This is a genomic window from Pseudomonas sp. Z1-29, assembly GCF_051131995.1.
Lineage (GTDB): Bacteria > Pseudomonadota > Gammaproteobacteria > Pseudomonadales > Pseudomonadaceae > Aquipseudomonas.
Genome location: NZ_CP071645.1, coordinates 636,285 through 650,622, shown reverse-complemented (window position 1 = coordinate 650,622; position 14,338 = coordinate 636,285). Strand labels below are relative to the sequence as shown.

Annotated in this window: 12 protein-coding genes; 7 read left to right on the top strand and 5 right to left on the bottom strand. The window is 62.1% G+C overall.

Annotated elements, in window-relative coordinates:
- Nucleotides 1-75: 75 nt before the first annotated feature.
- Both J3P84_RS03030 and J3P84_RS03025 read right to left on the bottom strand, forming a co-directional pair.
- On the bottom strand, nt 76-705 hold the full coding sequence (locus J3P84_RS03030) for a response regulator (protein ID WP_047702279.1): 630 nt from the start codon (nt 703-705) through the stop codon (nt 76-78).
- A 123-nt stretch (nt 706-828) separates the two neighbouring features.
- Nucleotides 829-3,222 (bottom strand): PAS domain-containing sensor histidine kinase, encoded by a 2,394-nt coding sequence (locus tag J3P84_RS03025; RefSeq protein WP_434627720.1) that lies wholly within the window; start codon nt 3,220-3,222, stop codon nt 829-831.
- 74 nt (nt 3,223-3,296) lie between these two features.
- On the opposite strand from J3P84_RS03025, the gene J3P84_RS03020 reads away from it, so the two are divergent.
- A complete protein-coding gene (locus J3P84_RS03020) occupies nt 3,297-4,286 on the top strand; it encodes an alpha/beta hydrolase family protein (protein WP_434627718.1) in 990 nt (329 codons plus the stop codon).
- A 170-nt stretch (nt 4,287-4,456) separates the two neighbouring features.
- Here the strand turns inward: J3P84_RS03020 and J3P84_RS03015 are convergent, their stop codons facing one another.
- Genes J3P84_RS03015 through J3P84_RS03005 form a run of 3 tightly spaced genes read right to left on the bottom strand, consistent with a single transcriptional unit; the run spans nt 4,457 to nt 6,919 of the window.
- Entirely contained in the window at nt 4,457-5,224 is a 768-nt protein-coding gene (locus tag J3P84_RS03015; protein ID WP_434627715.1) for a TerB family tellurite resistance protein, read from the bottom strand.
- Between the two features lies 1 nt (nt 5,225).
- A complete protein-coding gene (gene murU, locus J3P84_RS03010) occupies nt 5,226-5,897 on the bottom strand; it encodes an N-acetylmuramate alpha-1-phosphate uridylyltransferase MurU (RefSeq protein WP_434627712.1) in 672 nt (223 codons plus the stop codon).
- Nucleotides 5,894-6,919: an aminoglycoside phosphotransferase family protein gene (locus J3P84_RS03005; protein ID WP_434627709.1), complete on the bottom strand. Its 1,026-nt coding sequence runs from the start codon at nt 6,917-6,919 to the stop codon at nt 5,894-5,896. The genes murU and J3P84_RS03005 overlap by 4 nt, the downstream gene beginning before the upstream one ends.
- A gap of 130 nt (nt 6,920-7,049) precedes the next feature.
- Between J3P84_RS03005 and J3P84_RS03000 the strand changes: the two genes are divergently transcribed.
- The 6 genes from J3P84_RS03000 to J3P84_RS02975 all read left to right on the top strand — a co-directional run bounded on the left by J3P84_RS03000 (nt 7,050) and on the right by J3P84_RS02975 (nt 14,338).
- On the top strand, nt 7,050-9,875 hold the full coding sequence (locus tag J3P84_RS03000) for an LPS-assembly protein LptD (protein WP_434627706.1): 2,826 nt from the start codon (nt 7,050-7,052) through the stop codon (nt 9,873-9,875).
- Nucleotides 9,856-11,172, top strand: a complete 1,317-nt coding sequence (gene surA, locus J3P84_RS02995) for a peptidylprolyl isomerase SurA (RefSeq protein WP_305498405.1) — start codon at nt 9,856-9,858, stop codon at nt 11,170-11,172. Before J3P84_RS03000 ends, surA begins: the two co-directional genes overlap by 20 nt.
- Nucleotides 11,169-12,158 (top strand): 4-hydroxythreonine-4-phosphate dehydrogenase PdxA, encoded by a 990-nt coding sequence (gene pdxA, locus J3P84_RS02990; RefSeq protein ID WP_434627702.1) that lies wholly within the window; start codon nt 11,169-11,171, stop codon nt 12,156-12,158. The genes surA and pdxA overlap by 4 nt, the downstream gene beginning before the upstream one ends.
- A complete protein-coding gene (gene rsmA / locus J3P84_RS02985) occupies nt 12,155-12,973 on the top strand; it encodes a 16S rRNA (adenine(1518)-N(6)/adenine(1519)-N(6))-dimethyltransferase RsmA (protein WP_434627699.1) in 819 nt (272 codons plus the stop codon). Before pdxA ends, rsmA begins: the two co-directional genes overlap by 4 nt.
- Nucleotides 12,974-13,082: 109 nt before the next feature.
- Nucleotides 13,083-13,463 (top strand): Co2+/Mg2+ efflux protein ApaG, encoded by a 381-nt coding sequence (gene apaG / locus J3P84_RS02980; RefSeq protein WP_305498400.1) that lies wholly within the window; start codon nt 13,083-13,085, stop codon nt 13,461-13,463.
- Nucleotides 13,463-14,338, top strand: a complete 876-nt coding sequence (locus J3P84_RS02975) for a symmetrical bis(5'-nucleosyl)-tetraphosphatase (RefSeq protein WP_434627696.1) — start codon at nt 13,463-13,465, stop codon at nt 14,336-14,338. Before apaG ends, J3P84_RS02975 begins: the two co-directional genes overlap by 1 nt.

Sequence of the window (14,338 nt, the reverse complement as noted above, 5' to 3'; positions counted from 1 at the left end):
GTCAGCCAATATCCATGCTGAATGGTCCGACGCTTTCGCGAGCAGGCTCGCTCCCACCGGGGAATGGCGGGAGGCTTAGAGCAACTTGTGCTCCATCGCGTATTTCACCAGCTCGGCCAACGAGGTGATGTTGAGCTTCTGCATCAGCCGCGCCTTGTGGGTGCTGATGGTCTTGCTGCTCAGGGCGAGTTGCTGGGCGATGTCGTTGACGTTGGCACCTTGGGCCAGGCGTTCGAAAACCGAGAATTCACGCTCCGACAGCAAGGAGTGCAGCGGCCGTGTGTCGGTCAGGCCCACTTCGAAGACCATGCGGTCGGCAAGGTCCGGGTCAATGTAGCGTCCACCCGCCGCGACCTTGCGGATCGCCATGAGCAGCAAAGCGGGATCGCTGTCTTTGGTGGCGTAGCCAGCGGCGCCGACTTTCAAGGCCCGGGCGGCCATTTGCGCCTCGTCATGCATCGACAACACCAGGATGGCCGGCGGGTTGTTCAGCGCACGGATCCGTGGGATTGCCTCAAGGCCGTTGACACCCGGCATGGAAATATCCAGCAGCACCACTTCGCAAGGCACGTGTCGCAGGGTCTCGAGCAGCTGTTCGCCATTGCTCGCCTCCCCTGCCACCACCAGATCCTTGGCCAGGCCGATCAATTGCTTGATCCCTTCGCGCACGATGGTGTGGTCTTCAGCTACCAGTACACGGATCACGGCTCTTCTCCAGATTCAGAATCTCATCGCGAGCAGGCTCGCTCCCACATTGATTGAGGCGTACACAAACCTTGTGGGAGCGAGCCTGCTCGCGATGGCGTCAGCCCAGGCAACAGAAAACCATCAGGCCTCACCCAAAGGCACCCGCACCGACAAGGTTGTCCCCTCCCCCGGCTCACTGTCCAGGGTCAATTGCCCGCCCATGATCAACACGCGCTCACGCATGCCGACCAGGCCAAAGGACGTTGGCCGGCCCGTATCGGCAATAAATCCTACACCGTCGTCGCTGACCGTCAGACATAAATCAGCGCCTTGTTGAGCCAACGTCAACTCCACAGTATGCGCCTGGGCATGGCGCATCACATTGGTCAGTGCTTCCTGGAGAATCCGGAACAGGCCGATGGCCTTGGCGTCGCTCAACGCCGGCAGGTTGTCCGGCACCTGCACCAGGCACGGAATCTGTGTGCGCGCCTCGAAACGGCGGGCCTGCCATTCGATGGCCGAGGCAATACCGGCATCGAGGATTGGCGGGCGCAACGCCGTCGCCACGTCCCGCACCAATTGGAACAACTGGGCAATCAGGCGCTTCATGCTGTTGAGCCGTTCTTGCAGGCCCGGGTCAAGTTGCGCGTAGGCCAGTTCGCACATGGACGTCTCCAGCTTCAGCACCGTCAGCATCTGACCCAGCTCATCGTGGACTTCCCGGGCAATGCGCGCCTTCTCTTCTTCCCGTACGCTTTCCAGGTGCGCCGACAGCTCACGCAACTGCTCCCGGGAACTGGCCAATTCCAGCTCGACACGTTTGCTTTCGGTGATATCCCAGACAATGCCGTCCCAGACATAGGCGCCATCTTCGAGCCGACGCGTGATCGCCTTGATCTCGGCCCAGCGCTCCTGGCCTTCGCGAGTCAGGATGCGGCCTTGCCAGGACCAATCGCTGTCACTGTCCAGCGCCTGGTCCTGGGTGCGGTGGTAATCGGCCTTGTCCTGCGGGTGCACCAGGCTGCGCAGCCCGGTATCACTGCGGGCCAGTACCGCCGGGGCGTAGCCCACCAGGCTTTCGCTGCCTTCGCTGATATAGGCAAAGTCGATCTGGCCGGTCACCGGTGCCCGCTCCAGGCGAAAGACCAGGCCCGGCACATTGGCGGCGATGCCCTGCAGCCGCGCTTCGCTTTCACGCAGGGCTGCCAGCGCGCGGCGACGCTCGGTCACATCATTGAGGTAGACCACCAGGTATTCCGCGTCACGAAAGCGCAGGAAACTCAGGGAAACGTCCGCCGGCAGGATACTGCCATCGGCCCGCACGCATTCGGTTTCGAAACTCTGCGGCCCATCTTCGCTGGCACGGGCGCGCTTCCACAGGTTGAGCCAACGGTCCATGTGCAGGCCCGGTTCGAAGTCGATCAGCGGCCGATCGATGATCGCGCCTGGCGCATAACCCAGCATGGTTTCGGCGGCGCGGTTGGCGTAGCGCACATGGCTGTCCCAATTCACCCAGAGGATCCCGACCGTGCTTTGATCGATGGAAAATTGCGTCAGGCGCAAGGCTTCTTCACTGGCGGCGCGCTGGGCGATGTCCTCGCGCGCCGAGCGCAGGCGACGTTCCAGCCCGCGTTGCTGGCGGCGCTGCCAGAACACGATGGAGACACTGCACAGCAACAAGGCGAGCATCAGCAGGGTCAGGTTCTGCCAGAAGCCAGGTGTCTCGGTCAGGCGTGGGTATTTGGGCTTGATCCAGCGGTTGTGCAGTTGCTCCAGCTCCTTGGCGGGAATCGCCTGCAAGCCCTTGTCGACGATTTCGGCCAACTGCGGCCAGTCCCGGCGCGTGGCGACCCTGAGCAGTTGCGGCAGGCCGATATCACCCACCACCACCAATCCGGAAAATTCCGGCTCGACCATCAGGCGACCCAACTGTGCCTCGTCGATCACGGCGTAGCGTGCCTGTTGGCTCAAAAGCAGTTGCAGGGCCTGGCGTTCCATCGGCACGCCTTGCAGGTTCAGCATGGGGTAGTTGCTGCGCAAGTAATCGGCCGTGGCGCTGGGCATGCGCACGACGACCCGGGCCTGGGGGTCGAGCTTCTCCAACTCCACGCCTTCGGCGCCCTTCTGCTCGCCCACGATCAACTGCGGCACACGCATGTAAGGGTCGGAAAACTGCCAGAGCCGCAGGCCGGCCGGGGTCTGGGTCAAGCCCGGCGCGACATCCACTTCGCCGTTGCGCACCGCGGCTTCCAGTTGCGCCACATCCTGGAAGTTGCGCCAGGTCAGCTCGACGTTCAATGCCTTGCCCAGCCATTGCATCAGTTCGACGTGGGTGCCGGACAGACGCTGCAAGCGCCGGTCGTATTGTGCGTAGGGCGCCTGCAACACCAGGCCGACGCGCAACTGCGGATGCTCCGCCAACCATTGGCGCTGGCCCGCGCTCAACTGCACCGCCTGCGCCTGTGGCGCGGGTGCAGCCCACGCCATCAAGGGAAGCCATAGACAGCCGATAACCCACAGGCAAACACGCATCATCGAAATCTCACGCACTGACAAATACTGACCAACCCATTAGGCTGCCGGAAATACTTCTGGTCATGGAATATCCGATGTCCTTTGTTAACCGCCTGACACTGCCTGCATTGTGCCTGTCGCTGATCCTGCCGAGTGCATTTTCTGTACAGGCCGGTGAAACGACGCCCGCCGCGGGCGATCAACCCGCCGAGGCGAAACCGGCCGAGCGCCAGCCTTTGCTCGAGCGTAGCCAGGAAGAAGCGGCGGCGCTCGCGCGAAAAGTCCCAGCCCAGGAACAGCAACAGCTGCAAACCGGCAGCGATGCTTTCCTTGCCCTCTGGAAGCCGGCCAACACCAGCGAGCCCAAGGGCGTGGTCATCATCATCCCTGGCGCCGGCGAAACGGCTGACTGGCCGCAGGTCATCAGCCCGCTGCGCAAAAAACTGCCGGATGCCGAATGGAGCAGTCTGAGTATTACGCTGCCGGACATGCAGAGCGACGTTATCGCACCCCGCGCGGCGGAAACACCGCCGGAGACCAAGCCGGCCGACATCGCTGCTGCGGCCCCCGATTCAACCACCGCGGCGCCGATCGAGCAGGTCGCCGGCGGCGAGGCCGACGCGGCTGAGCCGGCCTCCGCCGAAACCGGCGAAGAATCCGACAAGGCCGACGCCGAACGGATTTTCGCCCGTATCGACGCGGCATTGGCCTACGCCGAGCAACAGAGCGCCCGCAGTATCGTCTTGCTGGGCCACGGCACCGGCGCCTATTGGGCGGCGCGCTATCTTGGCGAAAGACAACCCACGCAAATCCAGCGCTTCGTGATGGTCGCGGCCCAGACACCCGTCACCGCCAAGCCCGGCCTCGCCGAGCTGACACCGAACCTGAAGCTGGCAACGGCAGACATCTTTTATATGGACAAACCGACGGACCGCAACGCGGCCCTGGAGCGCCTGCAAGCCAGCAAACGACTGAAAGGGTCGAGCTTCAGCCAGGTTTCCCTCAAGGCACTGCCCAACGCAACGGCGCAGCAGGAACAGCTGTTTCGACGGGTTCGGGGGTGGTTGAGTCCGCAGACAGACTGATACCTCAAGTGAACCAGTACTGTGGCGAGGGGATTTATCCCCGCTGGGCTGCGCAGCAGCCCCACAACTTGTCGACGCCAGGGCCAGCCATGCCCCGAGATTGTTTTTGGGAGCGCTTCGCACTCCAGCGGGGATAAATCCCCTCGCCACGGCAGCTGCCATCAAGTGTACTAGCGAAAATCCCTGCGCTCGCGAATCAAGCGATAGGCGTTGTGCAGCTCGCGGGTCTTGTCGGTCGCTTCGCGTACCTGCAAGGCTGTCGCTCCGCTGCCGGCGATCTTGTCCGGGTGATGACGACTGATCAGGCGGCGATAAGCCCGCTTGATTTGCGACGGTTCGCTGTTGGCCGAAACCCCCAAGAGCCGCAACGCCTCCTGATACGTCAAGCCACTGCTAGGCAGCCCCGGTTTCTGCGGCTCGTAGTCCATCGCCAAGGCCTGGACCTGCTGCGGCGTCCAACCCAGCCACTTACCCCACTGGGCGAGCAACTCACGTTCGGCTACTCCGGCACGGCCGTCGGCCCAGACCATCCGCCAGCAGGCCCGAAGCACGCCTTCAGCCGCATGCGGCTGGGCGCTCAGGCGACGCAGATAACCACGCAGCCGATCGTTTCCCGATTTGCCCCGATTAAAGGCCGCGATAGCCCGACGTTGCGCCGGCTCGCTCAGGTCCAGCGCGCGCATTTCCAGACGCGCCTGCTGGATGTGACCATCGACCACGCGCCCGTCGATCTTCGCCAGGCGACCGAGCAACACGAACAACAGTTCATCGTTGCGCAACGCCGGACGCCCGCCCAGGCGCTCGCGCACCTGGGCCCAGTCGTGCAGATTCAGACGCCGGTCCAGCGCCTGCCCCAACAATGCGCCGAGCATGGCCCCCGGGATGCTGGCAATGGCAAAGCCCGCCCCCGCTCCAATCAGAGTCCCTGGCCACCACATATCAACAGCTCGCTTCTATCAGTTTTTCGACTTGCGACAAACGTTCGTGAGTACCCACATCGACCCAGCGTCCTTCCAGGCGCGAACCGCTGACCTGCCCTGCGGCCATGGCGCGGCGAAACAGCGGGGCCAGCTTGAATGCGCCATCGGCGCAGCCGGCAAACAGCTGTGGATCCAGCACGGCGATGCCGCTGTATGTCAGCTTATCGGCACCAGGCCCGCCGTCATTAACCTGGCCGCCAGCCAGCATGAAATCACCCTCGGGGTGATGCTCCGGATTGTCCACCAGCACCAGGTGCGCCAACCCCTGGATCGGCTGGCGCAGGGCGCTGAAATCGTAATCGGTCCAGATATCGCCGTTGACCACCAGAAACGCATCGTTACCCAGCAGCGGCAGCGCGCGGAAAATTCCGCCGCCGGTTTCCAGCGGCTCACCCTCCGGCGAATAGCGGATCTGCACGCCAAACCGCGAACCGTCGCCTAGGTGATCTTCGATCTGCTGGCCGAGCCAGGCATGGTTGATCACGATTTCGGTGAACCCGGCCGTGGCCAATGCCCGCAGGTGGTACTCGATCAACGGGATGCCGCCGACGCGAATCAACGGCTTGGGGGTAGTGAGGGTCAGGGGCCGCATGCGCTCGCCTTTGCCCGCCGCCAGGATCATCGCCTTCATGCGCTCGCTCCATCCGCTTGGCGCAGGCTGCGGAGCAACTCGTCCAACGGTGCCAGTTCCGGACGACGGGCAATGACCGCTTCTATATAGGCGAAGAAACGCGGCACGTCAGCCAGGTAACGCGGCTTGCCATCGCGGTGGCAAATGCGCGCGAAGATGCCGATCACCTTGAGATGGCGTTGCACGCCCATCAGGTCGCTGGCACGCAGGAAATCCTCGAAATCCGGCTGGACCGGAATGCCGAGCGTGCCGGCCTGCCGCCAATAATCTTCCAGCCAGCCGCGCACGCGTTCTTCCGGCCAACTGAGGAAGGCGTCCTTGAACAGGCACGTCACATCGTAGGTCACCGGGCCATAGACCGCGTCCTGGAAATCCAGTACGCCTGGGTTGGGTTCGCTGAGCATCAGGTTGCGCGGCATGTAGTCGCGGTGCACCAGTACTTTCGGCTGGGCCAGGGCACTGTTGATCAGCAGGTCGGATGCCTGCTGCCACAGTTGCTGCTGGGCCGTGTCGAACTCGATTCCCAGCTCACGCTTGACGTACCACTCGGGGAACAACTCCAACTCGCGACGCAATAACGCGACGTCGTAGCTGGGCAGCGGCGCGACCATCGGCAGTTGCTGAAAAGCCAACAAGGCTTGCAGGGCATCGCCGAACAGATCGTCGGCATTTTCGCCGTTGATCACGTCCAGATAGGTCTGGTTGCCCAGGTCATTGAGCAAAAGAAACCCGCGTTCGAGGTCTTCGGCATAAATTTTCGGCACGTTGATCCCGGATTTCGCCAGCAAAAAAGCAATATCCACGAACGGTTTGCAGTTTTCCTGGGGCGGTGGCGCGTCCATCACGATCAGGCTGCGGCCCTCACCCTGCCAGCGGAAGTACCGCCGGAAACTCGCGTCACTGCTGGCCGCAGTCAACGTGGCCGGGGGTACGGCGCCCCAGCCTTGTTGGGTGAAGAGGATTGGTAGCTGCTCATCGAGCCAAACTTTCAGGTGTTGCAAGCGTACATCTTGGTCAGGCATTGCAAGGGTCTCCGACGGCGCTAGCCGTCAAGCGGGTCATGCTTTATTATCCAGCATCTTTTTCAGACCATCGAGAGGCGTGCGGCCCACACCGCGGGCAGATGGCACGCAGGAAGCCCGGACTAATAAGATGGCATTGAAATCCCCCGCGTTTCGTAAAAAATTTCCGTTGCTGGTCACCGGCAGTCTGCTGGCTCTGCAACCCCTGGCCTCTTCATTCGTCGTCGCGGCGCAGCAGTATGACTGTTCCGTCTCCGCTTCGGGTGCCTGGGACTGTTCACCCAAAGCGCCGGCCGCTGCATTGCCGCCGCGCCCGGTGCATGAAGGCAGTGCGGTTGCCGACAGCGGCAGCGCTCCGGCCGACAGCGATTCGGGCGAGGTAGCCGGCGATAAGCCGATGCTCGTTACCGAATCCAAGGGCCGCGGCCTGAAGTCGCGCAGTGCAGACTACAGTCACCTGGACTGGGTTCCGCGCGAGAACCTCACGCCTGCGCAACTGGCTGAAACCGGCCCGTACTGCGCGGGCGCGTACATCGAGCCGTCTCGCCCAGGCATGAACGACAAGACCGCCAAGAGTGACGCTCCGACGTTCCTCGGCGCCAAGGCTTCACGCTACGAGCAGGAACAGCAAGTGGCGACCCTGGCCGGTGACGTGGTCATGCGTCAGGGCAGCATGCAGGTCGAGGCCGACGAGGCCAGCCTGTACCAGGCCGAGAACCGCGGCGAGCTGAGCGGCAACGTGCGAGTTCGCGACAACGGTGCGCTGATTGTCGGCGACCACGCCGATGTGCAGCTGGACACCGGTGAAGCCAAGGTCGACAACGCCGAATACGTGATGCACAAATCGCGCATCCGCGGTAACGCGCTGTACGCCAAGCGCGCCGAGAACGCGATCATCCGCCTCAAGGACGGTACGTACACCACGTGCGAGCCGGGCAGCAACGCCTGGACGCTCAAGGGCAACAACATCACCCTGAACCCGGCCACCGGATTCGGCACCGCTACCAACGTGACGCTGCGGGTCAAGGACTTTCCGGTCCTGTATACGCCGTACATCTACTTCCCGATCGACGACCGTCGCCAGTCCGGCTTCCTGCCGCCGACCATCGGCAGCGGCAGCGACACTGGCTTCCTGCTGGTCACTCCGTACTACTTCAACCTGGCGCCTAACTACGACGCCACGTTGTACCCACGCTACATGAGCAAGCGCGGCCTGTTGATGGAAGGCGAATTCCGCTACCTGACCAAGTCCAGCGAAGGCCAGTTCGGCGCGGCGTACCTCAACGACGAAGAAGACGAGCGCGCCAAGCAGACCGACTACAGCAAGACCCGCTACATGTACAACTGGCAGCACAAGGGCGGGCTGGATTCACGTGTACTGACAGAAGTCGACTACACCAAGATCAGCGATCCGTATTACTTCCAGGATCTGCAGACCGATCAGATCGGCGTGGAATCCAGGAACTTCGTGAACCAGCAGGGTGCGGTCAGCTACCGGGGCGATACCTACACCGCTCGGCTGAACGTCCAGGCGTTCCAGATGGCCACGATTTCCAACATCACGCCTTATGACCGCTTGCCGCAAATCACCTTCAACGGTTTTCTGCCACAGCATCCGTATGGTCTGGATTTCGCCTATAACACTGAGTTCGTGCGGTTTGATAGGGACCTGAGGACCGGTAATTATAAGAATGAAACAGGCGGTCCTATTGACCCGATCACAGGGATAGCCGGCACTCCATTCCTAGATACTAAAGTCTTCGGCTTGGCCCGCGCGACCGGCGATCGGATGAATCTGGCACCCGTCGTTAGCCTGCCGATGAATGCAAGCTACGGCTTCATCAAGCCGTCGCTCAAGTACCAGTACACCCAATACGACCTGGATCTGGATAGCCAAGGTAAACGAGAAATCGCCAACCAAGGTGCTGAAGGTGATCGCCTGAACGGCACCTACGGCAGCAGCCAGAACCGTGGCGTCCCTATCGCCAGCATTGACAGCGGCCTGTACTTCGATCGTGATACCCAGTGGTTCGGCAAGAATTATCGCCAGACACTGGAACCGCGCCTGTTCTATCTCTACGTACCGGAGAAAGATCAGAGTGACATTCCAGTCTTCGACACCAGCGAAAGCACCTTCAACTACGCCTCGTTGTTCCGGGACAACCGCTTCACCGGTTCCGACCGTGTCGGCGACGAGAACAAGCTGTCGCTGGGCGTGACCAACCGCTGGATCCAGGAAGACGGCTTCGAACGTCAGCGCATCAGCGTCGGCCAGGCCTTCTACTTCAAGGACCGCGAAGTCCAACTGCCGGGTATTGACTTCAGGACTCGCGAAGACGCCCATTCAAGCGTTTCGCCTTACGCGCTGGAATACGAATACCGCTGGAACCGCGACTGGCGCACCACCGCCGACTACAACTGGGACCCGGACAGCCACAGCCCGCGTTCGGGCAGTGCAATGTTCCACTACCAGCCTGAAGACAATCCGAACAAGGTCATCAACGCCGGTTATCGCTATCGCAACGACCTGGTCCGTTACGACGAAACCACCGGTCGCTGGCAAGTGGGCGGCGGCGACTACGGTACCCCGGGCCAACCTGGCTACGTGAAGGACTACTACAAGATCAAACAGCACGACTTCTCGGTCATCTGGCCGATCGTGCCACAGTGGAACGTGATCAGCCGCTGGCAGTATGACTACAACCGCAACCGTACCCTGGAAGCCTTCGGTGGTTTCGAATACGACAACTGCTGCTGGAAACTGCGCCTGATCAACCGTTACTGGGTCGACTATGAAGAATTCAGTCAAGCCGCCCCGGAAAACGAAAAAGGCGACCACGGCGTCTTCCTCCAAATTGTTCTGAAGGGACTCGGCGGCCTCACCGGCGCCAAGGTAGAGAGCTTCCTCGACAAAGGCATTCAAGGTTATCGTGAACGTGAAGACCAAGCTTTCTGATTGTCTGCGCCCGCTGATGCTGGGCGCGCTGTTCCTGGGTACCGCGGCGAACGCCGCGGTACAGTCCATCGACAAGGTCGTGGCCATCGTCGACAACGACGTGGTCATGCAGAGCCAGCTGGACCAGCGGGTCCATGAAGTTCAGCAAACCATCGCCAAGCGTGGCGGTGGCTTGCCGCCACCGGGTGTGCTGGACCAGCAGGTGCTGGAGCGCCTGATCGTCGAGAACCTGCAGTTGCAGATTGGCGAGCGTTCCGGCATCCGCATCACCGATGAAGAACTGAACCAGGCCGTCGGCACCATTGCCCAGCGCAATAACATGACTGTCGACCAGTTCCGCGCTGCCCTGGCGCGCGATGGCCTGTCGTTTGACGACGCCCGCGACCAGATCCGTCGCGAGATGGTCATCAGCCGTGTGCGTCAGCGCCGCGTCGCCGAACGCATCCAGGTATCCGAGCAGGAAGTGAAGAACTTCCTCGCCTCCGACTTGGGCAAGATGCAGCTTTCGGAAGAACTGCACCTGGCAAACATCCTGATTCCTACGCCGGAAAGCGCCAATTCGGAAGCGATCCAGAGCGCTTATCGCCAGGCAATGGACATTTACCAGCAGCTCAAGCAAGGCGCTGACTTCAGCCAGATGGCGGTAGCCCGTTCGGCCAGTGAAAACGCTCTGGAAGGCGGTGACATGGGCTGGCGCAAGGCCGCCCAGCTGCCGCCTCCGTTCGATCGCGAGCTGAGCACCATGGCCGTGGGCGACATCACCCAGCCAGCCCGCACGCCTGGCGGCTTCATTATCCTGAAGCTGCTGGAAAAACGTGGTGGCGGTACCCAGGTGCGTGACGAAGTACATGTTCGTCATATCCTGATCAAGCCAAGCGAGATCCGCAGCGAAGCCGAGACCAAGCGTCTGGCCGAGAAACTGTACGAACGCATCACCTCCGGCGAAGACTTCGCCGAGCTGGCGAAGAGCTTCTCGGAAGACCCGGGCTCGGCCCTGAACGGCGGCGACCTGAACTGGGTCGACCCGAACGCGCTGGTTCCCGAGTTCCGCCAGGTCATGGCCGAAACACCACAAGGCCAGCTGTCGAAGCCGTTCAAGAGCCCTTATGGCTGGCATGTCCTGGAAGTCCTTGGCCGTCGCGCCACCGACAGCACCACCCAGGCGCGCGAACAACAGGCGCTGACGGTATTGCGTAACCGCAAGTACGACGAAGAGCTGCAAACCTGGCTGCGCCAGATTCGCGACGAAGCCTACGTCGAGATCAAACTCCCTGGTGCAGACCAGGCAGCGCAGTGAAACCCAAGCGTTTCGCGCTGACTCCCGGCGAGCCTGCCGGCATCGGTCCCGACCTGTGCCTGCTGCTCGCCTCGCAAGTCCAACCACACCCTCTGATCGCCATCACCAACCGCGACCTGCTCCTTGAGCGGGCCGCGCAGTTGGGGGTGGCCGTCGACCTGTTGCCAGTGACGCCGGACGCTTGGCCGGATGCCCCCGCTCCCGCCGGTAGCCTGTATGTATGGGATACGCCGCTGGGCGCACCTGTTACAGCAGGCCAGCTGGACAAGGCCAACGCAGCATTCGTGCTGCAGACCCTGACCCGCGCCGGCCAAGGCTGCCTGGATGGGGCTTTCGCCGGAATGATCACGGCGCCGGTACACAAGGGTGTGATCAATGAATCCGGCATTCATTTTTCCGGACATACCGAATTCCTGGCCGACCTGACCCATACCCCGCAAGTGGTGATGATGCTCGCCACTCGAGGCCTGCGCGTGGCACTGGTCACCACTCACCTGCCCCTGCGAGACATCGCCGACGCCATTACCCCGGAACGCCTCGAACGCGTTACGCGGATATTGCACGCCGACCTCCAGGAAAAATTCGGCATCGCCCGGCCCCGCATCCTGGTGTGTGGGCTGAATCCGCATGCCGGCGAAGGCGGGCATCTGGGCCATGAAGAAATCGACATCATCGAACCCACACTGGAGCGCTTGCGCAGCGAGGGCATGGACCTGCGTGGCCCGCTGCCTGCCGACACTCTGTTTACCCCCAAATATCTGGAGCACTGCGATGCCGTGCTGGCGATGTACCACGACCAGGGCCTGCCCGTGCTGAAATACAAAGGTTTCGGTGCGGCGGTCAACGTGACCCTGGGCCTGCCCATGATCCGCACATCCGTGGATCACGGCACCGCCCTGGATTTGGCCGGCAGCGGCAGGATCGACACCGGGAGCCTGCAAGTCGCGCTGGAAACCGCCTACCAGATGGCCGAGACCCATTTATGACCGAGCAATACCAACACCGCGCGCGCAAGCGCTTCGGCCAGAACTTCCTGCATGACGCCGGCGTTATCGACCGCATCCTGCGCTCCATCAATGCCAAGCCCGATGACCGTATGCTCGAGATCGGGCCGGGCCAGGGCGCACTGACCGAAGGGCTGCTTGGCAGCGGCGCGCAACTGGACGTGGTGGAGCTGGACAAGGACCTGGTACCGATTCTCAACCAGCAGTTCGCCGGCAAGAGCAATTTCAACCTGCATCAGGGCGATGCGCTGAAATTCGACTTCAACAGCCTGAATGCCGCACCGGGCAGCCTTCGAGTCGTGGGCAACCTGCCGTACAACATCTCGACGCCGCTGATTTTTCACCTGCTGAACAATGCCGGCCTGATCCGCGACATGCACTTCATGCTGCAGAAAGAAGTGGTCGAGCGTCTCGCCGCCGGGCCTGGCGGAGGTGACTGGGGTCGTTTGTCGATCATGGTCCAGTATCATTGCCGGGTTGATCACCTGTTCAACGTAGGCCCCGGTGCGTTCAACCCGCCGCCGAAAGTCGACTCCGCCATCGTCCGGCTTGTGCCTCATGCGGTCCTGCCGCATCCCGCCAAGGACCATCGCCTGCTGGAGCGTCTGGTACGCGAAGCGTTCAACCAGCGCCGTAAAACCCTGCGCAACACCCTGAAACTGTTGCTCAGCAGTGCCGAAATCGAAGCCGCCGGCGTCGATGGCAGCCTGCGTCCGGAGCAACTGGACCTCGCAGCCTTCGTCCGCCTGGCCGACAAGCTCAGCGAACAGGTCGCGCCAGATACCGACGCCATCTGACGTTCAATGGTCGCTATCGGGCAGTACGCCAGTCTGGTCTACTACCCGATACTTGGCCTAGACTGATTCCCTCAGTTACGCCCGCGTCCCGCTTCCAAGGCCCTTTTGCATGTCCGATCCCCGTTATCAGGTCGACGTCAGCGTCGCCACCCGCTTTCTCGCTGAACAGTCGCAACCCGAGCACAACCGCTTCGCCTTTGCCTACACCATCACTGTGCGCAACAACGGCTCGTTGCCAGCCCGACTGCTGTCACGGCACTGGATCATCACCGACGGCGACGGGCACGTCGAAGAAGTCCGTGGCGAGGGTGTGGTCGGTCAGCAACCGTTGATCGACGCAGGCCAAAGCCACAGCTACAGCAGCGGCACCGTGATGACGACCAAGGTCGGCACCATGCAGGGCACCTACCAGATGCTGGCCGAGGACGGCAAACGCTTCGACGCGGTCATCAAGCCCTTTCGCCTGGCGGTGCCAGGAGCGTTGCACTGATGGCCACGTACGCGGTCGGCGACCTGCAAGGCTGCCTAGACCCGCTCAAGTGCCTGCTGGAGCGGGTCGCCTTCGACCCACGTGAAGACACCCTGTGGCTCGTGGGCGACCTGGTCAACCGGGGGCCGCAGTCGCTTGAAACCTTGCGCTTCCTCTACGGCATCCGCGATTCGCTGGTTTGCGTGCTGGGTAACCATGACCTGCACCTGCTGGCGGCCTGGCAGAACATCGAGCGCCTGAAGAAGTCCGATACCCTGAAGGAAATCCTCGACGCGCCTGATTGCGTCGAGCTGCTTGAATGGCTGCGCCAGCAGAAGCTCATGCACTACGACGAGGCGCGCAACCTGGCGCTGGTCCATGCCGGCATTCCGCCCCAATGGTCTTTGCGCAAGGCGCTCAAGTGCGCAGGCGAAGTGGAGCAGGCGTTGCGCGATGACAACCTGTTCGGCCCCTACCTGGATGGCATGTACGGCAACGAACCGGTGAAGTGGGACAACGACCTCACCGGCGCCGCCCGCCTCAGGGTCATTACCAATTATTTCACCCGGATGCGCTTCTGCACCCGTGATGGCAAGCTTGATCTCAAGGGCAAGGAAGGCATCGAAACCGCTCCGCCCGGCTATGCGCCCTGGTTCAAGCACAAGGAGCGCAAGACCCGTAACCTGAAGATCATCTTCGGCCATTGGGCCGCGCTTGAAGGCCAAAGCGACGAGCCAGGGGTCTTTGCCCTCGATACGGGCTGTGTCTGGGGCAGCGCGCTGACACTGATGAATGTCGACAGCGGCGAGTTGCTGCGCTGCGATTGCGACGAGAAGGGGCATGCCAGACCCCACCAACCGACCACCGCATCATTGCCGGCCGGCACTGCCATTTGA